General features: G+C 48.8%; 20 protein-coding genes. 9 read left to right on the top strand and 11 right to left on the bottom strand.

From position 1 onward, the window contains the following. Nucleotides 1-10 precede the first annotated feature (10 nt). From WS_RS10455 to WS_RS10445, 3 genes are all read right to left on the bottom strand, one after another. Nucleotides 11-1,261 (bottom strand): M16 family metallopeptidase, encoded by a 1,251-nt coding sequence (locus WS_RS10455; RefSeq protein ID WP_011139990.1) that lies wholly within the window; start codon nt 1,259-1,261, stop codon nt 11-13. 41 nt (nt 1,262-1,302) lie between these two features. Beyond that, nucleotides 1,303-2,364 carry a quinone-dependent dihydroorotate dehydrogenase gene (locus tag WS_RS10450; RefSeq protein ID WP_011139989.1) on the bottom strand — a complete coding sequence of 354 codons (1,062 nt, stop codon included), beginning with the start codon at nt 2,362-2,364 and terminating at the stop codon, nt 1,303-1,305. Nucleotides 2,365-2,446: 82 nt separating this feature from the next. Then, complete coding sequence (locus WS_RS10445; protein WP_129545332.1) at nt 2,447-3,106, bottom strand: NlpC/P60 family protein; 660 nt, start codon at nt 3,104-3,106, stop codon at nt 2,447-2,449. A gap of 119 nt (nt 3,107-3,225) precedes the next feature. Between WS_RS10445 and gltX the strand changes: the two genes are divergently transcribed. From gltX to WS_RS10430, 3 genes are all read left to right on the top strand, one after another. Beyond that, the gene (gene gltX, locus WS_RS10440; RefSeq protein WP_011139987.1) at nt 3,226-4,623 is read left to right on the top strand and encodes a glutamate--tRNA ligase; all 1,398 of its coding nucleotides are present in this window, start codon (nt 3,226-3,228) and stop codon (nt 4,621-4,623) included. A gap of 101 nt (nt 4,624-4,724) precedes the next feature. Further along, a complete protein-coding gene (locus WS_RS10435) occupies nt 4,725-5,309 on the top strand; it encodes a YceI family protein (protein WP_011139986.1) in 585 nt (194 codons plus the stop codon). Between the two features lie 131 nt (nt 5,310-5,440). After that, the gene (locus tag WS_RS10430; protein ID WP_011139985.1) at nt 5,441-7,042 is read left to right on the top strand and encodes an ABC-F family ATP-binding cassette domain-containing protein; all 1,602 of its coding nucleotides are present in this window, start codon (nt 5,441-5,443) and stop codon (nt 7,040-7,042) included. Nucleotides 7,043-7,055: 13 nt separating this feature from the next. On the opposite strand, the gene WS_RS10425 is transcribed toward WS_RS10430, so the two are convergent. Genes WS_RS10425 through tig form a run of 5 tightly spaced genes read right to left on the bottom strand, consistent with a single transcriptional unit; the run spans nt 7,056 to nt 12,162 of the window. Continuing rightward, entirely contained in the window at nt 7,056-8,579 is a 1,524-nt protein-coding gene (locus WS_RS10425; RefSeq protein WP_011139984.1) for a YifB family Mg chelatase-like AAA ATPase, read from the bottom strand. A gap of 7 nt (nt 8,580-8,586) precedes the next feature. Next, the gene (gene def, locus WS_RS10420; RefSeq protein WP_011139983.1) at nt 8,587-9,099 is read right to left on the bottom strand and encodes a peptide deformylase; all 513 of its coding nucleotides are present in this window, start codon (nt 9,097-9,099) and stop codon (nt 8,587-8,589) included. 12 nt (nt 9,100-9,111) lie between these two features. Further along, nucleotides 9,112-10,254: a GGDEF domain-containing protein gene (locus WS_RS10415; RefSeq protein ID WP_011139982.1), complete on the bottom strand. Its 1,143-nt coding sequence runs from the start codon at nt 10,252-10,254 to the stop codon at nt 9,112-9,114. 18 nt (nt 10,255-10,272) lie between these two features. Then, nucleotides 10,273-10,860, bottom strand: coding sequence for an ATP-dependent Clp endopeptidase proteolytic subunit ClpP (clpP, locus tag WS_RS10410; RefSeq protein WP_011139981.1), 588 nt, complete (start codon nt 10,858-10,860; stop codon nt 10,273-10,275). Between the two features lie 3 nt (nt 10,861-10,863). Next, complete coding sequence (tig, locus tag WS_RS10405; protein ID WP_011139980.1) at nt 10,864-12,162, bottom strand: trigger factor; 1,299 nt, start codon at nt 12,160-12,162, stop codon at nt 10,864-10,866. Between the two features lie 159 nt (nt 12,163-12,321). Between tig and fliI the strand changes: the two genes are divergently transcribed. The 3 genes from fliI (at nt 12,322) to WS_RS10390 (ending at nt 15,959) form a co-directional block, all read left to right on the top strand. Then, nucleotides 12,322-13,626, top strand: a complete 1,305-nt coding sequence (gene fliI / locus WS_RS10400) for a flagellar protein export ATPase FliI (RefSeq protein ID WP_011139979.1) — start codon at nt 12,322-12,324, stop codon at nt 13,624-13,626. Nucleotides 13,627-13,783: 157 nt separating this feature from the next. Further along, on the top strand, nt 13,784-14,956 hold the full coding sequence (locus tag WS_RS10395) for a NifS family cysteine desulfurase (protein ID WP_011139978.1): 1,173 nt from the start codon (nt 13,784-13,786) through the stop codon (nt 14,954-14,956). Between the two features lie 19 nt (nt 14,957-14,975). Beyond that, nucleotides 14,976-15,959 carry an iron-sulfur cluster assembly scaffold protein NifU gene (locus WS_RS10390; protein ID WP_011139977.1) on the top strand — a complete coding sequence of 328 codons (984 nt, stop codon included), beginning with the start codon at nt 14,976-14,978 and terminating at the stop codon, nt 15,957-15,959. Between the two features lie 17 nt (nt 15,960-15,976). Here WS_RS10390 and WS_RS10385 read toward each other — a convergent pair whose 3' ends face one another. Beyond that, the gene (locus WS_RS10385; protein WP_011139976.1) at nt 15,977-16,978 is read right to left on the bottom strand and encodes a YeiH family protein; all 1,002 of its coding nucleotides are present in this window, start codon (nt 16,976-16,978) and stop codon (nt 15,977-15,979) included. 101 nt (nt 16,979-17,079) lie between these two features. Here WS_RS10385 and WS_RS10380 point away from each other — a divergent pair, with 101 nt between their 5' ends. Continuing rightward, nucleotides 17,080-17,964, top strand: a complete 885-nt coding sequence (locus WS_RS10380) for a LysR substrate-binding domain-containing protein (RefSeq protein ID WP_011139975.1) — start codon at nt 17,080-17,082, stop codon at nt 17,962-17,964. Here the strand turns inward: WS_RS10380 and WS_RS10375 are convergent. After that, nucleotides 17,948-18,682, bottom strand: a complete 735-nt coding sequence (locus tag WS_RS10375) for a nitrous oxide reductase accessory protein NosL (protein WP_049770688.1) — start codon at nt 18,680-18,682, stop codon at nt 17,948-17,950. The genes WS_RS10380 and WS_RS10375 overlap by 17 nt on opposite strands. 137 nt (nt 18,683-18,819) lie before the next feature. Here WS_RS10375 and WS_RS10370 point away from each other — a divergent pair, with 137 nt between their 5' ends. Together WS_RS10370 and WS_RS10365 are read left to right on the top strand one after the other, a co-directional pair. Next, nucleotides 18,820-19,476 carry a response regulator transcription factor gene (locus WS_RS10370; protein WP_011139973.1) on the top strand — a complete coding sequence of 219 codons (657 nt, stop codon included), beginning with the start codon at nt 18,820-18,822 and terminating at the stop codon, nt 19,474-19,476. Next, nucleotides 19,466-20,362, top strand: coding sequence for a sensor histidine kinase (locus WS_RS10365; RefSeq protein WP_011139972.1), 897 nt, complete (start codon nt 19,466-19,468; stop codon nt 20,360-20,362). The genes WS_RS10370 and WS_RS10365 overlap by 11 nt, the downstream gene beginning before the upstream one ends. On the opposite strand, the gene WS_RS10360 is transcribed toward WS_RS10365, so the two are convergent. Then, nucleotides 20,289-22,220 carry a motility associated factor glycosyltransferase family protein gene (locus WS_RS10360; RefSeq protein ID WP_011139971.1) on the bottom strand — a complete coding sequence of 644 codons (1,932 nt, stop codon included), beginning with the start codon at nt 22,218-22,220 and terminating at the stop codon, nt 20,289-20,291. The two genes, WS_RS10365 and WS_RS10360, sit on opposite strands and share 74 nt — an antisense overlap. Nucleotides 22,221-22,223 lie beyond the last annotated feature (3 nt).

The following is a 22,223-nucleotide window of genomic DNA, read 5'->3' as shown; positions in this document are numbered from 1 at the left end:
AGGGCCTCCCCTATTTTTTGAGAATGAGTGTGGTGGAATTATCAGGCTGGAAGTAGCGATTCGCCACTTCGATAATCTTCTCTTTTGTAAGTGTAGAGAATTTTTCTTCAAACTCCAATAATGGCGATAGATCGCCTCTAGCGAGATAGCTTCCAAAGAGGCTTGCAACGCTGCTACTGCTCTCAAGCTGGAAGATAAAATCGGCTTTGACATTGATTTTGATCTTCTCAATTTCACTCTCTTTGATTTTGCCCTCTTTGATCTTCTCAATCTGCTTGAGGAGCTCCTTCTCTAGCGCTTCGCCGCTCACTCCTTCATTGGCGATTCCCATGAAGAGAAAGACCCCCTCATCCACCAAGTCCATACTGTAGGCATAGACCTGATTGGCGAGGCGTTTTTTGTCGATGAGGTTTCGTTGCAATCGACTGCTCTTGCCACTGCTTAGAATCTCGCTGATGGCGCTTAGTGCCACCTGATCTTCGTGGGTGAAAGGAGGAATCTTGTAGGCGAGGGCCAGCATCTCCACTTCGCTCTCTTTTTTGACAATGACGCGTCTTGCCCCGTCTTGTTTGGGCTCTAGAGTGTGCACTTTGGGAATCTCGCAACAATTCTCTATCCTCTCAAAACGCTCCTTGGCTGCCTGAAAAACGCGCTCAGGCTCAATGTCACCTGCTACGATGATGATAGCGTTTTGGGGCTGGTAGTAGGTCTTGTGAAAGGCGTGAATGTCTTCGATGCTCCAGTTTTTAATGTCCTCCATGAAGCCAATGGGCGTCCAGTGGTAGGGGTGGTAGACATAGGCACTGTTAAAAAGGCGGAAGTAGAGATAGCCCATTGGGTTGTTGTCGGTTCTCCAGAGGCGCTCCTCGGCGACCACATTGCGTTCAGGCTGGAACTCCTCATCTTGGAGTGAGAGGTGCTCCATCAACTCTCCAAAAAGCTCCAAAGATTTCTCTAGGTTGAGTTCGCTTGATTTGATGTAGTAGTGGGTGTAGTCAAATCCCGTGGAGGCGTTGGTCATGCCGCCAAAGCGCTTGACAATCTCATCAAACTCACCTGCCTTGAGATTCTTAGTCGATTTGAAGTTGAGGTGTTCCAGCATATGGGCGATTCCACTCTTGCCCATTGTTTCGTTGCGGCTTCCCACTTTGTAGAAGATATCTGTCGTGATGACTCCCGTGCCGTTATGAAGGGGAATGGCGACAACTTTTAGACCATTTTGAAGGGTCTGCTCATGATAGGCGGGGAGTGAATTTCCCATTAAAACTCCTGAAAGGAAGATAGAAAACCAAAGGAGAATCTTCACGCGTTCAGATCCGATCCGATAGCTTGAGTGAGGTGAGAGTAACCCTCCTCTTTGAGGCACTCTAAAAGCTCCTCATTGATTTTTTGGCAAATAAAAGGGCCTTTGAAAATCATCGCCGAGTAGATTTGAACAAGGCTAGCGCCTGCCTTGATGCGTCGATAGGCCTCTCTACCCGAATCGATTCCCCCCACGGAGATGAGCGTGGTCTTTCCATAGAAGGCTTTGCCAAGCTCTTTAAAGAGTGCGTAACTCTTCTCTTGGAGTGCTTTGCCACTGATTCCTCCAACCTCTTTGGGGTGTTCCACTACAGAGTAGTCGATGGTGGTGTTGGTGGCGATGATCCCCTTAGCGCCGCTCTCAATCGCTCTAGAACAGAGCTTGATTGCCTCCTGGGGCTTCATATCAGGCGCAATTTTGAGGAAGAGGGGCTTAGAGGTGATCTCCGTAGCAAGAGTGAAGAGATCATGGATGAATGCCTCATTTTGCAAATCTCTCAGGTTGGGCGTGTTGGGAGAAGAGATGTTGATAGCAATATAGTCGGCGATATCGCTGAACTCTTTGAGCCCTATCTCGTAATCCTTGAGCGCCTCTTCTTGAGGGGTGAGCTTATTTTTACCGATGTTCATTCCCAAAGGAATCGCATAGGGATAGAGCTTTTTAAGGCGTTTAGCGACCTCGAGCGCTCCATCGTTGTTAAAGCCCATGGCATTTTGAATCGATTCCTCTTTGACATGGCGAAAGAGTCGAGGCTTGGGATTTCCACTTTGAGGCTTGGGCGTGATGGTGCCAAGCTCTAGATGCCCAAAGCCAAGGGCGGTGAGAGCGCGAATCATGGTGGCATTTTTATCAAATCCCGCGCCAAGACCGACGGGGTTATAAAAGGTGAGTCCTTCAATCTCCTGAGAGAGGGCTGGATCGATGACGCAAGCCCTCTTGGCGATAGGCTCTAGGCTCATTGGCCAAGCCCCACCCAGCTTAAAGAGTGTCTCAATGATGGCGTGGGCGTGCTCAGGGTCGAGTTTGAAGAAATATTCCCTTAGGTTTTCGTAGCTAAACATCGCTTTTCCTTGTTAATGGGGAAATGGTGTAGCCAATATTACTCAAAGATTGATAAATTTTCTATTGGGAGCACCTTGGGGGCTATTTGGAGCCTAGAGTGGTTCCTAGGGGGATTTTCCCATAACCGATGAAGCGAGTGGAGGTGAGGCAGGAGAGGGGATTGGCGTTTTTTGGGCAACGAATAATGTAACTGTTGACCTCTTTTTCTCCTAATTTGTGAAGGTTGGGAAGGCGGAGATTCATGAAGCTCTCTTGATTGATTCCTGCACTGTTGTGAAAGAATCTCACCGTGCCATCCTCGGCGACCTCTCGCACGATTCCTACATGAGTGATGTTCTGGTCGCTCTTTTTACGATTGAAGGTGCCCTTGAAGGTATTGACAAAAAAGACGAGGTCGCCCTTTTGGGGGACTCCTTCGGTGAAGGTTTTGCCATTTTTCTTGTAGAGGTTGTAGATGGCTTGAGACTTGTTTTTGGTCGTGAAAAAGGAGTTTAGGAGTGCCTCATCAAAATAGAGATTCCCATTTTCTTTATTGATGAGAGAGACAAACCCTGAGCAATCTTTACCATCCCGCTTGTTGAGGTAGCGATCGAGTGAGAGAGCAAGGGGATCGACCTTGGGTTTCTCCTCTTTGAGAGGAGGGATGATGACATTGCGCTCGGTGTATTGATTTTTGTCGGCACATCCAGCCAGCGCCAAAAGAATCAAACCCATCCCGCCCAAACGCCAAATCAGTCTCAAATGCATCACTCCTGTGTGATTGTTGGATTTTGGATTATAGCAAAGGATTCCTCGCTTTTTAGGCGAGGGCAGGGGAAAAATTGGATAAAATGCGCTTAATTTTCTTTAAGGATTCTATGATGATCGTCACACGATTCGCCCCCTCTCCTACGGGGAATCTCCATATCGGCGGCTTGAGAACCGCTCTTTTTAGCTATCTTTATGCCCGAAAAACGGGTGGAAAATTTTTGTTACGAATCGAAGATACCGATTTAGCCCGCAACTCTCATGATGCCACTAAAGCCATCATCGAAGCATTTGATTGGGTGGGGCTCAGCTATGATGGCGAAGCCATCTACCAATCGGAGCGATTCCCTCTCTATAAAGAGTATATTGATCGCCTCATCCAAGAGGGAAAGGCCTACTATTGCTACATGAGCAAAGAGGAGCTTGATGCTTTGAGGGAGGAGCAGCGCTCTAGAGGAGAGACGCCGCGCTATGACAATCGATATAGAGATTTCACGGGCACTCCTCCTAGCGGGGTTGCGCCTGTAGTGAGAATCAAAGCGCCGCTAGAGGGATACATTGAGTTTGAAGATGGCGTGAAAGGGGAGATGAAAATCGGCGCCAAAGAGATGGATGACTATATCATTGCTAGGAGTGATGGCACCCCCACCTATAACTTCGTGGTGAGCATCGATGATGCACTTATGGGAGTGACGGATGTGATTAGAGGGGATGATCACCTCACTAATACACCCAAGCAAATCATCGTCTATCAAGCGCTTGGATTTCCGATTCCTAAGTTTTATCATGTGCCGATGATTTTAAACCCCGAAGGGCGCAAGCTTAGCAAACGCGATGGAGCGATGGGAGTGATGGATTATAAGCGTGCAGGCTATTTGCCTGAGGCAGTGCTCAACTTCCTTGTGAGGCTTGGGTGGAGCCATGGGGATCAGGAGATCTTTTCGATGGAGGAGATGTTGCGATTCTTTGATCCCAAGGATCTCAATAGCTCCGCTTCCGCCTACAATCAAGAGAAGTTCCTTTGGCTCAACCACCACTACATCACCCAAACCCCAAATGAGCGCTTAGAAGAGTTGCTTTTGGAGTTTGGCTGCCAACCCCTCTCTTTGGGGGTGAGAGAAATTCTCTACCCTGCCCTCAAGGAGCGGGCCAAGACATTAGCGGAGTTGGCGCAAATGCTCCAAGAGATTGTGCAGACCCCAAGCGAGCTTGATACCAAGATGCTAGAAAAGGTAGGAAATAGCGAGAATGGCGAGATTTTAGAGAACTACGCCCTCTTTTTGGAGAGTCTAGAGAGCGCGGGAGAGAATCCCAAGATTCTTGAAGAGGAGACACAGGCTTTCCTTGATATTCACGGGCTTAAAAGCGGCAAACTTTTCCAGAGTGTGCGCCTTGCTCTCCTCGGAAAAGGTGGAGGTCCGGGGATTTTTGAGATTATGGCGGCCATTGGAAAAGAGGAGAGTATGGCTCGAATCCAAAAAGCTTCTGAAATTTTCAAGAATAGGAATTAAAATTTTAATTTCAGTTGGGTTGGTTTATACTGCCTTTGGGGGAGATGAAGATTTTTCATCTTTGGTCGGGTGTGTACCATCCAAAACACAAGGAGTCTGATATGATTCAAAAAATTCTTCTATCCATTGCCGCCCTTTGGGTGGTGTCTCTTCCTTTGAGCGCACAAGAGTATCTCGTGGACAAAGCGCACTCCTATGTGGGCTTTTCTGCCAAGCACCTCATGATCACAAAGGTTCGAGGGGAGTTTGCAGACTATGATTCAAAGCTTGCCTTTGATGAGAAAAAGAGGCAGATTCTCGCTCTAGAGGGCAACATTAAGGTCAAAAGTATTGACACGCAAAATGGTAAGCGGGATGATCATCTAAGGAGCGCAGACTTTTTTGATGAGGCAAAATTCCCTGTGCTTAGCTTCAAAATGACCAAATTTGAGAGCAAAGGCGAAGGTGAAGGCAAACTTCATGGTGACCTCACGATTAAGGGAATCACCAAGCCTGTCGTATTAAAGGCTGAAATCACCGGCCCAATCGCTGATATGGGCGGCAAGAAGCGCATTGGAATCGAGCTTGAAGGCAAGATTGATCGCCGAGAGTTCGGACTCACATGGAACAAAGCTCTAGAGAGTGGCGGAGTTTTAGTGGGTGAGGAGATAGAGATCAAAGTCGAACTTCAAGCCATTGAGGGGTGAGCCCCCTCTTTGGGCTCTTTCTTTGCTTTTCTTCTTTCGTGACTCCATGAATCGCTCTAATTTAGCTACTATTACACTTTTAAAACACCTTCGATTCTTTTAGCCACAGATTCAATTCTCAAGGAGCTATTTTGTTACAAACGATCAATCTTGGCATGCAGTATGCCACCAAAAAACTATTTGAAAGTGTCACCGTCAAGCTAGATAAGGGCAAGCGATATGGGCTTATTGGAGCTAATGGCGCGGGAAAATCGACTTTTCTTAAGATTCTCTCTGGCGAGATTGAGCACACTAGCGGGGATATTATTATTGAAAACGGTCTGCGCCTAGGAGTGCTTAAGCAAGATCAATACGCCTTTGAACACTTGAGCATTTTTGATGCAGTGCTCGTGGGCAACAAACGCCTCTATGATGCTATCAAGGAGAAGGAGCGTCTCTATAGTGAGGGTGATTTGAGCGATGATAAAGTCAATGAGCGTTTGGGTGAGCTAGAGATGATTTGTGCTGAAGAGGATCCCACCTATGAGTATGATGTGATTATTGAGAAGATTCTTGAAGACCTAGGATTCCCCTCTTCTTCTCATCAAGAGCCCATGAGTACGCTCACAGGCGGGGATAAATTCAAAGTCTTGCTTGCTCAAGTGCTCTTTCCTAAGCCCGATATTCTTTTCCTTGATGAGCCAACCAACAACTTGGACATTCACACCATCGGCTGGCTAGAGGAGAATCTCAAACGACACGAAGGGACCATGGTCATCATCTCTCACGACCGTCACTTCATCAACGCCGTTTGCACGCACATCCTTGATCTTGACTTCCAGACACTAAGAGAGTTCACGGGCAACTATGACGACTGGTATATCGCGGCCAATCTCATCTCCAAGCAACAAGAAGCGGATCGTAACAAAAAGCTCAAAGAGAAAGAGGAGCTTGAATCCTTTATTCGGCGATTCTCTGCGAACGCCTCTAAGGCCAAGCAGGCCACAAGCCGCCAAAAGCAGCTCGAAAAGCTCAATATCGAATCGCTCAAAGTCTCTTCAAGACGCGATCCTAGTATCATGTTCAAGCCTAGACGCGAGATTGGCAATGAGGCGCTAGAGGTGGAAAAGATCTCCAAAAGTTACGGGGATCATCAGGTGTTTGCCGAGCTTAGCCTAAAGATTCTTCCCGGGGATAAGATCGCGCTCATTGGCCCCAATGGAATCGGAAAGACCACCTTCTGCAAGATCATCATGGAAGAGCTAAAACCCGACACAGGAGCCATCAAGTGGGGTGCAACCGTGGAATCGGGCTACTTTCCTCAAAATGCGGCTGAGACGATTGAGGGCGAAGAGACGCTCTATGAGTGGCTGAGGAGTTTTGATAAGCGAGCGGATAGCGGCGAGATTCGCAACTGCTTGGGACGGATGCTCTTTAGCGGAGAGGAGCAGGAGAAGAGCGTGAGCGCGCTAAGTGGGGGCGAGAAACACCGTATGATTCTCTCCAAGCTCATGCTAGAGGGAGGGAATTTCCTCGTGCTGGATGAGCCCACCAACCACCTTGACCTTGAGGCGATTATCGCTATGGGTGAGGCGCTCTACAACTTCAAAGGGAATGTCATCTGCGTGACCCATGACCGTGAGCTCATTGATGCTTTTGCCAATCGAATCATTGAGATGCGAGAAGGAGGCGAGGTCATCGATTTCCGAGGAACCTACGAAGAGTATATGGAGAGTCAGGGGAAAAGCTACTAGCGCTTTGTGAAGCCTAGCGACGGCGATAGGAGAGCGCCTCAAGGAGGTGCTTTTTTTGAATCGCTTCTGAGCCTTCAAGATCGGCTAGAGTGCGACTGACTCGCTTGATTTTATCCATGGCGCGCGAGGAGAGTCCAAAGCGTCTAGCGGCCTCCAGAAGCGTCTCGCTATCCTCCTTTTGAAGGGGGCAGAAGCGCTCTGTCTCGCGTTCGCTAAGTTTGCCATTCAAGACCTCTTGACCGCGCTCTTTTTGAGCCTTGAAAGCCTTGAGAACCTGTGCATGGAGCTCCTTGGAGCTTTGAGTGCTTTGGGCTTCCCCCTCGTTTTCTTGCATTCCTACAAAGAGATCGATTCGATCCAAAAAGGGCTCTGAGAGGCGATTTTTGTAGCGAGTAACCTCTTTTTCGTTGCAGCGGCACTCTTGGAGGGGATTGAGAAGATTTCCGCAAGGGCAGGGATTTTGGGCGGCCACGAGTAAAAACGAGGCCTCAAATTCGACTTTGGCCTGAGCCCTAGAGACGACAAAGCTCTGATTCTCCAAAGGCTCCCTCAGTGCTTCTAAAACACTCTTTTGAAAGTGAGGGAGCTCATCAAGAAAGAGAATCCCTCCATGGGCAAGAGCGATTTCTCCTGGTTTTGGCTCGCCGCCTGCTCCAATACTTCCCAAAATCGCCGCCTTACTAGAGGTATTATGAGGAGTTCGGGCATTTCGCAAAGCCTCATAGCGAAGTTCTCCTTGTTCATGAAGCCTCGCCTTGGCACTCTTTAAAACCTCTTCTAGGCTCAAAGGGGGGAGGATATATCGGAGGCGCTTGGCGATCATGCTTTTGCCCACTCCAGGGCTCCCCTCCATGAGAAGATTGTGAAAGCCAGCCGCAGCGATAAGCGCAGCTCTTTTGGCGATCTCTTGACCTTTAACATCCAAAAAATCAAGCTCATATCGCTCCTCGTAATAGTAGGGAATCCCGCCAATCTCTAAAGAGCTAAAAGGGAGATTCGCCACTTCAAGAGGAGATTCTTGGGGGGAGAGGATGAGGTTGATTCCCTCTTGGAGGTGATTGATAAAGTGAAGTTTGAGGCGTGGGATAGAGCGATAGAGCGTCTCATTTTCCTTGGGAAGGAGGATGTCACCCGCATAACCTTGCTCGGCTAGGGAGAGGAGGATGGGATAGATGTTTTGATTCTCCTTCACGCGCCCCTCTAGTCCTAGCTCCCCCAGGGCAAACCAAGAGCGTCTTGAGTTTGGAGGAATCTCTCGATCATAGAGGGCAATGAGAAGGGCGATGGGGAGGTCGAAGTGACTTCCTTGCTTGGAGAGGTCAGAGGGGGCAAGATTGATGACAATTTTTAGGGGAGGGAAGTGAAACCCAATAGCGCAAAGTGCGGATTGGGAGCGGTGGCGAGCCTCTTGGATGGAGGCTTGTGCCATCCCTGCAATGGTGAAAGAGGGGAGGCCTTTGTTGAAAGCCGCTTCCACCTCAATGATCTTCGCATCCAATCCTAAGAGGGTGGCGGAGTGGATTTGGTGGAGTCTCATGGGAGCGCTAGAGGGAGGCTCTCTGTCGTTTTTTGAGCTCTTTTTCAAATTTTTTTCGCTTGATGAGGGAGAGCTTATCAATGAAAAGAATGCCATTGAGGTGGTCGATCTCATGCTGTAAAGCCACGGCGAGGTAGCCCTCTGCTTCGATTTCGTGCCGCTCTCCGTAGCGATCTTGATAGGTGAGGCGCACTCGGTCAAAGCGTGTCACATCTTCGTAAAACTCAGGAACACTCAAGCACCCTTCATTGAATTGAATCTCCCCCTCTTTGGAGAGGAACTCAGGATTGATAATCTCTAGGAGATTCTCTCGCTCTTGATTCCCCTCTTCATCGGGAATATTGACGATGAGCGCACGGATGGGATTGCCCACTTGGACGGCGGCGAGTCCGACACCATTTTTGGCAAGCATCGTGATATACATCTCATCAAGGAATTGCCGAAGCTCTTCGTCAAAGAGAGTCACGGGCTCGGAGCGTTTTTTAAGCAGGGGATGGGGATAGGTGATGATGGGCAACATTCCAGAGGACTCCTAATTCTCTTCGTCTTCTCGGCACACGGTGTAAGGGATTTGAGCTAAATTGGCCGCTTCCATGGCATTTAGGGCGAGATTGAGTGTCTCTTCAGCGCTTCGATCGGGAAGGATCTTAGCGATTCCGATAACCACGCCTAAGTTGACTTCGGTCTCCCCGATGAAGATATTGGTTGACTGGATCAGCTCCACCAAACGATCGCAAGCCTTTTTAGAGCTAAATAGATCAGAATGCTTAAGGATTAGCGCAAAGGTTCCACCACCGTAGTGAGCGATGATGTCGCTTCTTCGAGAGGTTTTAAGAATCAGGCGGGAAATGGTGCGCGTCACGAGCAAAAGCGCCTTTTCACTCGGAATCTTGCGAATCTTACTATCGGGAAGTCTAGCTAACAAAACGGTGGAGGAGTGGCCAAATTGATCCATGATTTTGGCCTCTTTGTCAATTTGTGAGAGGAGGTGGCGGCGATTGTAGATACCGAACTGGGAATCAAAAATGGTCTCACTATCAATGCTATTGACGATTTTGGCGCTATCTTGATAAAACTCTTTAAGCTGGAGTGTCTGCTTTTGGGTGATGGCGTTGAGCTTGCTCACCTCTTGCAAGAAGAGATTGAGAATACTTTGAAAGACCATCGAATTTTCCGCTTTTTGGGCATCTCCGAGACGCTTTTGGATGATGTTTTGAAGGAGGGTGAGGTTTTTGTAGAGGACGGCCACGTGCTGAAGGATATTCTTCATGTTTTTGAAGCTGTCCTTGATTCTTTTCTCAAAGTCGATTCGACGCTCATCGTCGCTATTGTTTTCGAGGTCAAGAACATGAAGAATACTCTTCTTAAACGCCTCAGGCTTCTCCTCTAAAAGGCGCTCAAAGTAGAGCTGAAAGTTGTTGGGAATGGGGGGGATATTATCTTCCTCCAGCTTGCTTAAGACCTCTTTGGAGAAGGATTCAAGGGTGTCCACCTTGGGGGCATCCAAAGCATCAGGCGTAGTGAAGTCGCTCTCATAGTCATGGGGAGCCTCCGAGCCAAAGGAGAAATCATCGGCTAGGAGCTTTTCTAGAGAGGGAGAGTCGCTTTTAGACGAGAGGGAGCTAAGGCTGGTGAGCTTGGTTTTAAAGCCCTCGTCTTTTTGGAGATGAACCATGAACGCTCCTTAAGGGGACTATTTAAAACTTTTTTCTAGGACATTGTCGATGAGTCCATACTCTTTGGATTCTTGGGCGCTCATGAAAAAATCTCTATCGGTGTCTTTAGCGATCTTCTCTAGGGGTTGCCCCGTATTGCTGGCCAAGATTCCATTGAGAATGCTTTTGAGGCGCAGAATCTCTTTGGCTTGAATCTCAATATCGGTTGCCTGCCCCTGTGCACCTCCTAGGGGTTGGTGAATCATGATTCGACTGTTGGGCAAGGAGAATCGCTTCCCTTTGGTGCCACAACTAAGTAAAAAGGCGCCCATGCTCGCGGCCTGACCGATGCAGATAGTGCAGATGTCGGGCTTAACATAGTTCATGGTGTCATAGATACTCATACCGCTGGTGATCACACCGCCAGGGGAGTTGATGTAGAGATAGATATCCTTCTCAGGATCCTCTGCCTCCAAAAAAAGCATTTGCGAGACGATGGAGGAGGCCACTCCATCGTTGATTTCGCCGCTTAGCATGATGATTCGATCTTTGAGAAGTCGTGAGTAAATATCATAGCTTCTCTCGCCCCTGCCTGTCTTCTCAATGACATAAGGGATATAGTTCATGGCTTAGCCTTTGATTTTTTGATCGAGAAGATGAGTGAGTAGTTTATCCTCTAGCATCGCCATTCTGACGGCAGGAAGGAGGTTGTTGTTTTTATAGTACTCAAGCATCGCTTTAGGGTCTTGACCCATTGCCATTGATTCGTAGTAGATGGTCTGGATGAGTTCGTTGTCTTGAACCGCAATTCCCTCTTTTTTAGCCAGTGCATCCACGATGAAAGTCACCTTCACGCTTCTAGTTGCGCTCTCTCGGTGCTCCTCTCGTTTAGCCTTGACCGCCTCTTGATCGTTACGAAGGGCTTCGATCTCCTCTTTGGAGAGAGAAGAGAGGGTGTTTCTAAAGACGAGGTCGATCTCTTGCTCCACTACAAGCTCAGGAAGATCAAAAGCGAGGGCTTCCACAAGATTGTCCACGAGTTTGGTTTTAAGCTCGCTGTTGTAGAGCTCAACCTTCTTCTCTGTTGCAATTTGCTCTTTGATCTTCTCTTTGAGGAGATTCAAATTGGCCTCAGGCTCTTCGGGGAGCACGCTCTTGGCGAATTCATCGCTAGGCTCTTGGGGGGCTTTGACCTGAATCTCTTTGAGGGCAATTTTAAAGGTTGCCTCTTGACCCGCGAGTTTTTCAGAGCCATAGTTTTCAGGGAATTTCACTTGAATATCGCGCTTTTCACCCGCTTTCATGCCGATGAGTTGATCTTCAAAGCCAGGAATGAAAGATTTGCTTCCAATTTGAAGCATATAATCTTCCGCCTTTCCTCCTTCAAACGCCTCTTCACCTAAGAATCCTTCAAAATCGATCTTGGCAAAATCTCCATTTTCAAGCGCTTTGCCCTCAGGAGCGGGAGCAAGGGGGGCTTTGGCTTTGGCAAGCTCCATAAGGCGTGTGTTGATCTCCTCTTCGCTCACGCTAGGGAGCTCGAAACCAGGGACATAAGTGAGGCTCTCTTGGAGGGTGATCTCAGGCGCTAGACCGATTTTGACCTCTACATCAATTCCATTGTCGTGCTTGTTGTATTCGGTGATTCTAGGGTCGCCAATGAGTTGGCTAGGCTCTGCACCGAGATCTTTAAGCGCGGCATCTAGGAGCTCTTGGAGTGCCTCTCTTTCGGCATCTTCTTGGAGTTTTTCGCCATATCGAGCTTTGATGACGCCCGCGGGGACTTTGCCTTTTCTAAAACCATCGACTTTAAGATTTTTGGCGGCATCCTTGGATAGCTTATCAAGCTTCTCCTCAAGGAGGGCTTTTTCTAGGGTTCCCTTCGCCGTGGCGTTGGCACTGTTGATTTTTTGCGTCTGAAGATTCATAAAATTCCTTGTAAGGGTAAAATTAGGTCAATAAAATTGGCTAGATGGTATCAAAAAAATTCTTTATAAACCATAGGAGGATGGCGCTCCTTTATGCCTTGGCAAGCAAAGGAGTGTTATTCTTGAATTTCATCTTCACTCCCTAGGAGCTTGTCCTCTATGCCCTTGTATGCCCTTCGTGAGAAATTGGGGAAAAAGTCCCTCTCTCCCACCTTTGGAACAGTTGTCAAAGTCTCTTCGGGGGCGATTGTGGTGGTGGGGCTCAGGCCCTCAGTGGGAGACATTGTGCGAATCATTCAGGGCGAGAATCACCACGAAAGCATGGGCATGGTGACGGTGGTGGAATCAGAGAGCTTCACCGTCTCGCCTTTCTCCTTTATCGAGGGGAGCAAGGTGGGTGATCGAGTCTATCTGAATAATAGAGGTCTTCAGATTCCTGTGGGAGCGGGACTTCTTGGAAGGGTGGTTGATCCATTGGGACGACCTATTGATGGGGCGGGGGAGATTCTTGGCACGGAATATGCCCCCATCATCAAACCTCCCATTGCCGCGATGAAGCGAGGAATGATCGATGAGGTCTTTAGCGTGGGGGTGAAGAGCATCGATGGGCTCCTCACTTGCGGTAAAGGTCAAAAATTGGGAATCTTCGCGGGAAGCGGCGTGGGGAAGAGCACACTTATGGGGATGATCGTCAAAGGAGCGAGTGCACCCATCAAGGTGATTGCCCTCATTGGAGAGCGTGGGCGAGAGGTGCCCGAGTTCATTGAAAAGAATCTAGGGGGGAATCTAGAAAACACGGTTTTGGTGGTGGCCACTAGTGACGATTCTCCTCTTATGCGTAAATATGGAGCTTTTAGTGCGATGAGCGTGGCGGAGTATTTCAAAGCACGCGGAGAGGATGTGCTCTTTATGATGGATTCGGTCACTCGATTCGCCATGGCGCAACGCGAGATCGGTCTAGCTCTAGGCGAGCCCCCCACGAGCAAGGGCTATCCTCCCTCTGTCCTCACGCTTTTGCCTCAGCTCATGGAGCGCGCGGGCAAAGAGGAGGGGCATGGTTCGATCACTGCTTTTTTCACCGTGCTGGTGGAGGGGGATGACATGGGCGATCCTATCGCTGATCAGAGTCGAAGCATCCTAGATGGACATATTGTCCTCTCTAGGGAGCTGACTGATTTTGGAATCTATCCTCCCATCAATATCCTCAACTCCGCCTCCAGGCTCATGAATGACGTGAGCACCAAAGATCATGTGCTAGCCGCTCGCAAGTTTCGACGCCTCTATTCGCTCCTCAAGGAGAATGAGGTTTTGATTCGAATCGGCGCCTATCAAAAGGGCAATGATAGAGAGTTGGATGAGGCGATTGAGAAAAAAGAGAGGATGGAGGGTTATCTAAAGCAGAACTTCGATGAGAATTGGGAGTTTGAAAAGAGCGTCAGTGAGCTGGTGACGCTCATGGGATAGGGTTTAATTTGTTTCAAAGTTTTTTAGAGTAAATTCCTTGAAAAAATAGACTAAAGATAAAAATTATCTTTTAACTATTTTTGTTTACTTTTAATATCGATTCATTTACTAAAAATCGAATAAACTTTCAAAAATTATCGCGATGCTAGGAGCTATGATGCAAGAGCCTAAGATGTCGGTCTATCTCGACAACAATGCCACGACCTTGGTCGATCCCAAGGTTAAGGAGCTGATGGATCCCTACTTCTGTCAGATGTATGGGAATCCAAACTCCCTCCACCGATTCGGAACAGAGACGCATCCTGCCATTAAAAAGGCACTTGATGATCTCTATGAGGGAATCAACGCCGCCGATGAGGATGATGTGATCATCACCTCCTGCGCCACCGAGAGCAACAACTGGGTGATCAAAGGAGTCTATTTTGATATCCTGCGCCATGGCGTGAAAAACCACATCGTCACTACCGATGTAGAGCATCCCGCTGTGCGCGCCACCTGCGCTTTTTTGGAGACGCTTGGAGTCGAGGTGACCTACCTGCCCATCAATGATCAAGGCACGATTAGTGCTGAGCAAGTGAGAGAGGCGATCACTGAGAAAACGGCGCTAGTGAGTGTGATGTGGGCGAATAATGAGACAGGGATGATCTTCCCCATCCAAGAGATTGGAGAGATATGCAGAGAGAGAGGAATCCTTTTTCACACCGATGCGGTGCAAGCCATAGGCAAGATTCCTGTGGATGTGCAAAAGGCCAAGATCGATCTCCTCTCTTTCTCTGCCCATAAGTTCCATGGACCTAAGGGCATGGGAGCCCTCTATATTCGCAAAGGAGTTGAGCTCACTCCGCTTTTTCATGGAGGCGAGCACATGAGCGGAAGGCGTTCTGGCACGCTCAATGTTGCAGGAATCGTGGGCATGGGCGAGGCAATGAGGCTGGCGGTGCAGTATCTTGATTTTGAAAAAAGCAATGTTAGACGGCTAAGAGATAGGCTGGAGAATGCCCTTCTGGAGCTTCCTGATGTCTTTGTTGTGGGCTCTAGGGAGAATCGTGTTCCCAACACGGTGCTCATCAGCGTCAAAGGAGTGGAGGGCGAAGCGATGCTTTGGGACCTCAATAAGGCAGGAATCGCCGCGAGCACTGGAAGCGCTTGCGCGAGTGAAGACCTAGAGGCCAACCCCGTGATGATCGCTATTGGCGCGGATAAGGAGCTGGCTCACACAGCGATTCGTCTTTCACTCTCTCGATTCACCACGGAGGCTGAAATCGATTACACCATTGAAGTGTTTAAAAAGTCCGCAGAGAGGCTAAGAAGCATCTCTAGCAGCTACTAGGATTAGGAAGGAAAAAATTATGGCAAAAAATGATCTTTTGGGCGGCGCACTTTGGGATGCCTACTCCAATAAAGTGGCCGCGCGCATGGACAATCCCAAATATCTAGGAACCCTCTCTCAAGAGGATGCAGACGCTAAAGGAGCCAAGCTCATCATCGCTGATTATGGCGCCGAATCGTGCGGGGATGCGGTGCGACTCTATTGGCTTATCGATCCTAAAACCGATCGAATCATCGATGCTAAATTCAAGAGTTTTGGCTGTGGGACAGCGATTGCGAGCTCAGATATGATGGTGGAGCTCTGCCTTGGCAAGACGGTTGATGAAGCGATCAAGATCACCAACATTGATGTCGAAAAAGCCCTCCGTGATGACCCTGAAACACCCGCCGTGCCTGGACAAAAAATGCACTGTTCGGTGATGGCTTATGATGTGATCAAAAAGGCCGCTTCCCTTTACAAGGGTGTGGATATGGCGAGCTTTGAGGATGAGATTATCGTCTGTGAGTGTGCTAGAGTGAGCCTTGGAACCCTCAAAGAGGTGATTAGAATCAACGACCTTAAAACCGTCGAAGAGGTGACGGCCTACACCAAAGCAGGAGCCTTCTGCAAAAGCTGTGTGAAACCTGGAGGCCACGAAGAGCGCGAATACTATTTGGTCGATATTTTGGCGCAAACTCGTGCTGAGATGGATGATGAGAAGCTCAAAACTCAAGCGGACAAGAGTGCCAGCGGAGAGCTTGGCTTTAATGAGATGAGCATGGTGCAAAAGGTCAAGGCGGTCGACAAAGTGATCGATGACAATATCCGACCGATGCTCATGATGGACGGGGGTAATATGGAGGTGATTGATATTCGAAGCTCTAGCGATGGGCATACCGACATCTACATCCGCTATGTAGGGGCTTGCGCAGGATGCGCAAGTAGCTCCACGGGTACTCTTTTTGCCATTGAATCGGTGCTCCAGCAAAAGCTTGATAGCTCCATTCGCGTCTTCCCTGTTTGATTTTCTCTCCTAGCCTCTTAGGCTAGGAGCTTCACTAGCCCTAACCCTCCAAAGAGTAACACTCCCCACAAAATCGCCCCCAAGGCGAGCGCCTTGGCTCCTACGCCTTGAAGCTTAGAAAAATCACTCACAAGCCCTAAAGCTCCCATGGCAAGCGTCAGAGAGAAGAGTGAGCCACTTTGAAGAAGAGAGCGGAGCCAAGAGGGAAAAAAAAAGAGACTCCCTAGAAGAATCGCTCCTAAAAAGAGTAAGGCAAACCAAGGAATCGCCACCTCGTTAGAGCCCTTTTCTCTGTGCTTTAGAATCGTGAAAGAGAGAAGGAGCAAAAGAGGCACCAAGAGGATGACGCGAATCATCTTCACGATCACCGCCGCCTCTTGCGCCTCCTTGGGGAGGTTGGCACTCGCTCCAATCACATTGGCCACCTCATGCAGGGTGGCTCCCGTGTAGATTCCCTCTTGTAAAGGAGAGAGAGGGATGAATCCTGCCTCATAGACAAGGGGGTAGAGGAACATTGAGAGGAGCCCAAAGAGCACCACCACGCCCACGGCGATGGCGGTTTTGTGAGCAGGAGTTTTAGAGAGTGATTCTAGAGCAAGAATCGCTGCCGCTCCGCACACCGCACTCCCGCAGGCAATGAGCATAGAGGTCTCTCTATCTAAGCCTAAGAGCTTCACGCCCAAATAGCTTCCCAGGGTGAAGATTCCTGCCACGACCAAAAGGGCGATCAAAAAGCCCTCCACTCCAACTCCTAGCAGGGATTGGAGGGTGACTTGAAATCCAAAGAGGACAATTCCTAGGCGCAAGAGTCGTTTACCGCACCACAAGACCCCTATGATTCCGATCTGTCCACTCTTTTTATACCAAGGAGCAAGCGCCATGCCCACCAACACAGAGAGAATCAAGGGGGAGAGGTGGAGCGAGAGGAAAAAAGGGATTTTGGCCAGCCCAAAGGCGACGATTCCAATAAGGGTGCAGAGGGCGATTCCAAGCACAAAAGGGCGAATGGAGAGCTTCAAAAGGGACTCCTTTTTTGCTCGAAAGGATACTCCAAGCGAATATAATAAGTAAAATAGATGATTTGAAGTAAAATCATTCAATATTTCGATTTGGAGTGGATATGCGACTAAGGGAGCTGGAGCTTTTTTTGGATCTTTTAGCCACAAAGAGTCTCACGCAGAGCGCAGAGCGACTGGGTATGAGCCAGCCAAACGCCTCCCATCTGCTCTCTAAGCTTGAAGAGAAAGGAGGCTCGAAGCTCTTTGACCGTTCGGGTAAAAGACTCTTGCCCCTCTCTTCAGCGCTCTTTTTGGAGCCTAGGGCTAAAGAGATTGTGAGACTGTGGCGTGAGGCTCAAGAGGAGCTTCTTGATCAAAGCTCTTTATGCGGAGAGCTAAGAATCGCTGCCACGCATACCATCGGGGAGTATCTTCTCCCTGAGATTCTCTTTGAGTTTCGCCAAACCCACCCCAAAGTCCATCTCCAGGCACGCATTCATAATACCGCCGAGTGTCTAGAGGCGCTTCTTGGGGGTGAGGTGGAGCAGGCCTTCATTGAGGGAGAGACAGAGGATAATCAAGGGGTTATGAAGCGATTCTTGCGAAGGGATGAGCTCGCTGTGGTCACCTCAGATGAAGGATTGGCCGCTAGAGCGCGCTATATTGATGAGCTTTTTGATCGACCGTGGATTTTGCGAGAGAAGGGTTCGGGCATGAGGGATGCTTTTTTGAGGGAAGTGGTGGATGTGAAGGAATCGTTCCCTCTTTTTTTGGAATTGGATCGAAGTGAAGCGATCAAGAGACTCATCCAAAGCCATGGAGCGCTGGGTTGCCTCTCACTTCTTAGTGTTCAAAGGGAGATAAAAGAGGGGAGGCTCTTTAGGGTGGAGATCATCGGGAGGGAGTTTTGGCGCCACTTCTACGAGGTGCGACGCGAGGGAAGCTTGGGGAGGCTCGCCAAGGTTTTTGGCGAGTTTGTCTCCGTTAGGCTTAGTGAGAGTGATTAGCTTTGGCGAGCTTTTTATCCCAAACAAAAAGGGAGATGGCTTGAAGTGAAGAATCGTCTAGATCTTTTCCGCAGATATCGCTGTTTTTCACCATCGCTTTGAATTCGGCAATGGTGTGAACATGGAGCTTCTCTAGGCGAGATTTGTCACACGATTCGTTATAGAGTTTTTCGCCCTTGGGGTACATCCCTGTTTCGCGTTTGTTTTTAATCATTGCAATATCTTTGGCAAACTCCGCCTCACCTACGGCATAGGCAGATTTATAGTCCATCACCTCGCCCCCGTTCTCTTTGGCGAATGCTTCGGCTTTGGTACGATTTTTGAAGGCGTATTGGCTGGTCATCGTCATGGTTCCGGGTTTTTGGCTACCCACGACATAAAAAGCCTCTTGGGCGGGGATGAATTTGAGACTCTCCACATCAACCACTAGAATCTGATCGATGAGTCCTTGTTTGTCTTTAAGATAGCCACTCCCTTGCTCTTCGATAAGGCAGTGAAGGCTGCAGTATTGACGTACTTCGCCATCCTTGAGCTTCACAGCGTGGTTGGTTTTATAGAATTTCACCAAATCCATGCCGCAATTGGGGCAGTATTGAGCCTCAGGGCCTTTTTGTAGCAGAGTCGCTTCCTCTTTGGAAACGCTCTGAAACATCGCAGGGGGTGCAGCCCAAAGCATAGCAAGCAGCGCTCCAAACATCCAAAATAGTGCCTTCTTCACCTCTTCTCCTTCTTGATTAGTGTTAAAGATTTGATAAGTGAGATTGTAGGATTTGAGTGTTAATGGAGCGTTAAAGTGAAATTTTTGTGTTAATCTTTCTTCTAAAGTCGCCAATAAAAGAAGGATGGTTCTAGAGGATGAGCTCGCTACTATTGCTAGAGGATGATGCGCTTTTGGGCGAGACGGTCAAGGAGTTTTTGGAGGAGGAGGGCTTTAGAGTGGAGTGGGCCTTGGATAGAGCAGGGTTTGAGCGCTTCACTGGCGAGAGGAGCTTTGATCTCTATCTCATGGATGTGAAACTTCCTGATGGGAGCGCGTTTGAGCTCCTTAAACATCTGAAGAGCGAATTTGACGCCACGCCAGCGATTTTCATCACCTCTTTAAGCGATGGAGAATCGCTCCGCGAAGGTTTTTTAAGCGGGTGTGATGACTATCTCACCAAGCCCTTCAATCTAGAGGAGCTCCTTTGGAGAATCCAAGCGATTCTTCGGCGTTCCAAAGGAGATTTTGCAGGGGTGAAGATTGATGCTAAGAGGCTCTTCTTTCCCAAGGAATCGAGGCTCATCATCGAAGGAGAAGAGATCGTCTTGCCGCTTAAGGAATCAAAGCTCTTGGAGCTTTTGGTGGAGAGCCGAGGGAGAGTGGTGGGCAAAGAAGAGATCTATGACCATCTGTGGCCAGAGGAGGAACCAAGCGGGGGAGCGCTTCGTGTCTATGTCAATGCGCTCAAAAAATATTTGGGTGAGGGGAGCATCAACAATATTCGCGGAGTAGGGTATCGCTTTGAGCTCTAAGCATTGGAACGAGAGGGTAGGGCTGTGGCTGAGTCTCGCCCTTGCTTCACTTAGCGCCCTTCTTTTCACCATGCTCTTTTTGCAAGGTTCTCTCCATACAAAAAACGCCATTTTTTGGTTTCCGCTCTTTTTTGTTCTCTCAGGAAGTGCGGGGTATTGGCTGGCGGGGAGCTTTTTGAAAAAGAGTCAAGAGAGAGAGGAGGCGCTAGATCGACTACTCAAAGAGACGATTCATGAGCTCAATATTCCCCTAGCGACCATTGAAGCCAATATTGAGCTTCTGAGCAAGAATCAAGCACGCGAGGAGAAAGAGCGACGGAGGCTAGAGCGAATCAAGCTTGCTTCCAAGCAGATTCATCGGCAGTTTCGTGTAGTGGATGCCTTGATTCGCCGTGAGATTGGCAAAGATAGGCGAGAGAGGGTGGAGCTCAAAAGTATAGTCGAATCGGCCATTGAGCTCTTTTTAGAGAAGTCTGGAGGCGAAAGGCTAAGGAGCGAGATCTCCTCTGGCGTCTGGGGGGTGTGCGATGAGTTCCTCTTCGTCAAAGTGATAGAGAATCTCCTCGCCAATAGCCTCAAATACTCCTCCAAGGGAGAGGTGTGGGTGAGGCTTGAAGAGGGGCGATATTTGAGTATCGAAGATGAGGGGATTGGAATGGAGGAGTCGCAGATTTGGCGTGTCTTTGATCGATATTTTCAAGTGGATGATTCTTCTGAAGGGTATGGGGTGGGGCTGGCGCTGGTTCAGCGCTTCGCCCAAAGTCATGGAATCAAGGTGAGAATTCGCTCTCAAAAAGAGAGAGGGACGAAGATCACACTAGATCTTTATCCTCTCCTTCTGCAAAATGCTTTGGGATCTCCATCCACTCTGCCGCCCCTCGCTTGACCACTTCTAGGACGGCGTTCATTCCGCCTGCAAGGGAGAAGAGCCAATATTTGTGAGCGTAGAGCCAATCGATCTGCTTGGCTTTTTTGTAGATATCTTCAGTGGTGAATTTCACGACAATTTTGGCAATCTCTAGCTCTTGGTGGACGATATAAGATTGAACCGCGTCTAGGAATATTTGCAAAAACTGAGGCTCATGGAAGAAGTCTTTGATGTTGTCAATCTCTTCCAAGAGTTTGCCAATGGCTGCAAAGTCGATCTCTTCAAGGCGATTCTCTTTGTTGAGGCGTTCAAGCTCCTCCGTCATCCCGACTACTCCCAAAAAGACTCGCTCCACTTCGGCCTTTTTGGTGTGGCCAAATTCTAAGAGATCGAGAATCTTTTGGCGCGCCTTGGTGAGATTCTCTTCACTCTCTTTTGGGGTGGGAAGCTCTAGCGTGATGGGCTGCTTTGCTTGGCTTCTATCAAGGCTTTGGGCGAGCTCAATAAAAGGCATCTCAATCGTGCCATGGATTCTCGCTCCCCCTTCGGTGCAGTTGATCACCTCGATCTTGTAAGGAGTCTCGGCAATATCACGCTCAAAGAAGTTGAGGAACATCTTCCAGATAGTGGTGGTCTCCACCTCTCCCTCTCCGCCATACTTCTCCACGAGCACTCGATCGCCAAGGGTGGAGGGCTTGATCTCCTCCTCGCCATAGACCGCCCCTTTGGAGTGGCTGGTGCCATCTTCGCCAAAGGCAAGGTCTTGTCCGATAAAAACACATCGTTTGAACCTTGAGTGGACGGCAAGCTCATAGGCCATATTAGCCGCACTCATTCCAATCCCCAAATAGCCATAGGGGCTTAGGTCAAAGTATTTGGTGTAGCCAAAAGGGCGCATACTAAATTGTTTGATTCCTCTAGTGATGGCTTTTTTGAGGTCCTCATGGACAATGGAAGTGATGGCAAAAACTACGCCCTCTTGCGCCTCTAGGGGGGTTTCTTGGTAGAACTTCGCACTCTCTTTGACCCTCTCAAGGCTCAAAACAATATCGGGTTTGATTCCATGTGCATGGAGAATTGGAAAAGAGGCATCGATACAAAGCAGCGTCACATAGGGGGCGATCTCTTTGAGGAGCGGGAGTTGTTTGTAGAGAGAGGGGCCCGTAGAGACGATGATAGCGGTGTCGGTGTTGGCGCTTTTGCGAACGAGCTCGACCACATGGGGCCCTTGAAGCATATCAGGAAGATTCTTGACATGGTGCTCTAGACCCAAAAGAGCATCCCTAGAATCGTTGCCAATGGAGATGATGGAGTGCTCAATCGCCCTCAAAAAGAGTTTGTTCACCCTCAGATAGTCCTCGGCGTAGGCATTGTAATAGGGGGTGAAGAGGTGTAAATCATAGAGCTTGCAATAGAGTGGAGAGTCTTGATAGCCAATATAACTCATGGCTCTAGGGGCGCTCAGATCAATGCTAAGCACAAAGATGATTCTTCTCTCGCTTATCTCTTTGGAGAAGTCAACAAAGTGGAGTGCGACGAAGAGAATCTCAGGATCAGGCTCAATCACCAAGACCCTCTTGAGCGATTCGTTGCCAAGGAGAAGTTTATAAAAGATTCCATTGCCCGCTCCGTAAAAATAGAGGTAGGGATAGTAACTAAACTCCGTCATGGCCTCGATCTTCTTTAGCGTCTCCTCTACGGGCTTGGAGGTGTAGAGGGGTTTGTTGTGGCGCTTATCGATGATGTTCACATTGGCGGGATCCTCGTCGGCATAGACTTCAAAAAATTGGTTAGGGGTAACAAGGCGCATTTTGGCGACTAGAATCGGATCGACTTTGTCGAGGGCTTGGAGGTTTTTTTCAAAGAAGTTGTTCATCCC

Source organism: Wolinella succinogenes DSM 1740 (genome assembly GCF_000196135.1).
Classification (GTDB): domain Bacteria; phylum Campylobacterota; class Campylobacteria; order Campylobacterales; family Helicobacteraceae; genus Wolinella; species Wolinella succinogenes.
The sequence above is the reverse complement of the archived record's forward strand: the minus strand, read 5'-3'. Positions and strand labels throughout refer to the sequence as shown.

What these genes read in the sequence shown, in the direction of transcription:
- WS_RS10455 (WP_011139990.1), bottom strand. Translation starts at nt 1,261, where the DNA reads ATGGGAAATTCACTCCCCGCCTATCATGAGCAGACCCTTCAAAATGGT.
- WS_RS10450 (WP_011139989.1), bottom strand. Translation starts at nt 2,364, where the DNA reads ATGTTTAGCTACGAAAACCTAAGGGAATATTTCTTCAAACTCGACCCT.
- gltX (WP_011139987.1), top strand. Translation starts at nt 3,226, where the DNA reads ATGATCGTCACACGATTCGCCCCCTCTCCTACGGGGAATCTCCATATC.
- WS_RS10435 (WP_011139986.1), top strand. Translation starts at nt 4,725, where the DNA reads ATGATTCAAAAAATTCTTCTATCCATTGCCGCCCTTTGGGTGGTGTCT.
- WS_RS10425 (WP_011139984.1), bottom strand. Translation starts at nt 8,579, where the DNA reads ATGAGACTCCACCAAATCCACTCCGCCACCCTCTTAGGATTGGATGCG.
- def (WP_011139983.1), bottom strand. Translation starts at nt 9,099, where the DNA reads ATGTTGCCCATCATCACCTATCCCCATCCCCTGCTTAAAAAACGCTCC.
- WS_RS10415 (WP_011139982.1), bottom strand. Translation starts at nt 10,254, where the DNA reads ATGGTTCATCTCCAAAAAGACGAGGGCTTTAAAACCAAGCTCACCAGC.
- clpP (WP_011139981.1), bottom strand. Translation starts at nt 10,860, where the DNA reads ATGAACTATATCCCTTATGTCATTGAGAAGACAGGCAGGGGCGAGAGA.
- tig (WP_011139980.1), bottom strand. Translation starts at nt 12,162, where the DNA reads ATGAATCTTCAGACGCAAAAAATCAACAGTGCCAACGCCACGGCGAAG.
- fliI (WP_011139979.1), top strand. Translation starts at nt 12,322, where the DNA reads ATGCCCTTGTATGCCCTTCGTGAGAAATTGGGGAAAAAGTCCCTCTCT.
- WS_RS10395 (WP_011139978.1), top strand. Translation starts at nt 13,784, where the DNA reads ATGCAAGAGCCTAAGATGTCGGTCTATCTCGACAACAATGCCACGACC.
- WS_RS10390 (WP_011139977.1), top strand. Translation starts at nt 14,976, where the DNA reads ATGGCAAAAAATGATCTTTTGGGCGGCGCACTTTGGGATGCCTACTCC.
- WS_RS10380 (WP_011139975.1), top strand. Translation starts at nt 17,080, where the DNA reads ATGCGACTAAGGGAGCTGGAGCTTTTTTTGGATCTTTTAGCCACAAAG.
- WS_RS10370 (WP_011139973.1), top strand. Translation starts at nt 18,820, where the DNA reads ATGAGCTCGCTACTATTGCTAGAGGATGATGCGCTTTTGGGCGAGACG.
- WS_RS10360 (WP_011139971.1), bottom strand. Translation starts at nt 22,220, where the DNA reads ATGAACAACTTCTTTGAAAAAAACCTCCAAGCCCTCGACAAAGTCGAT.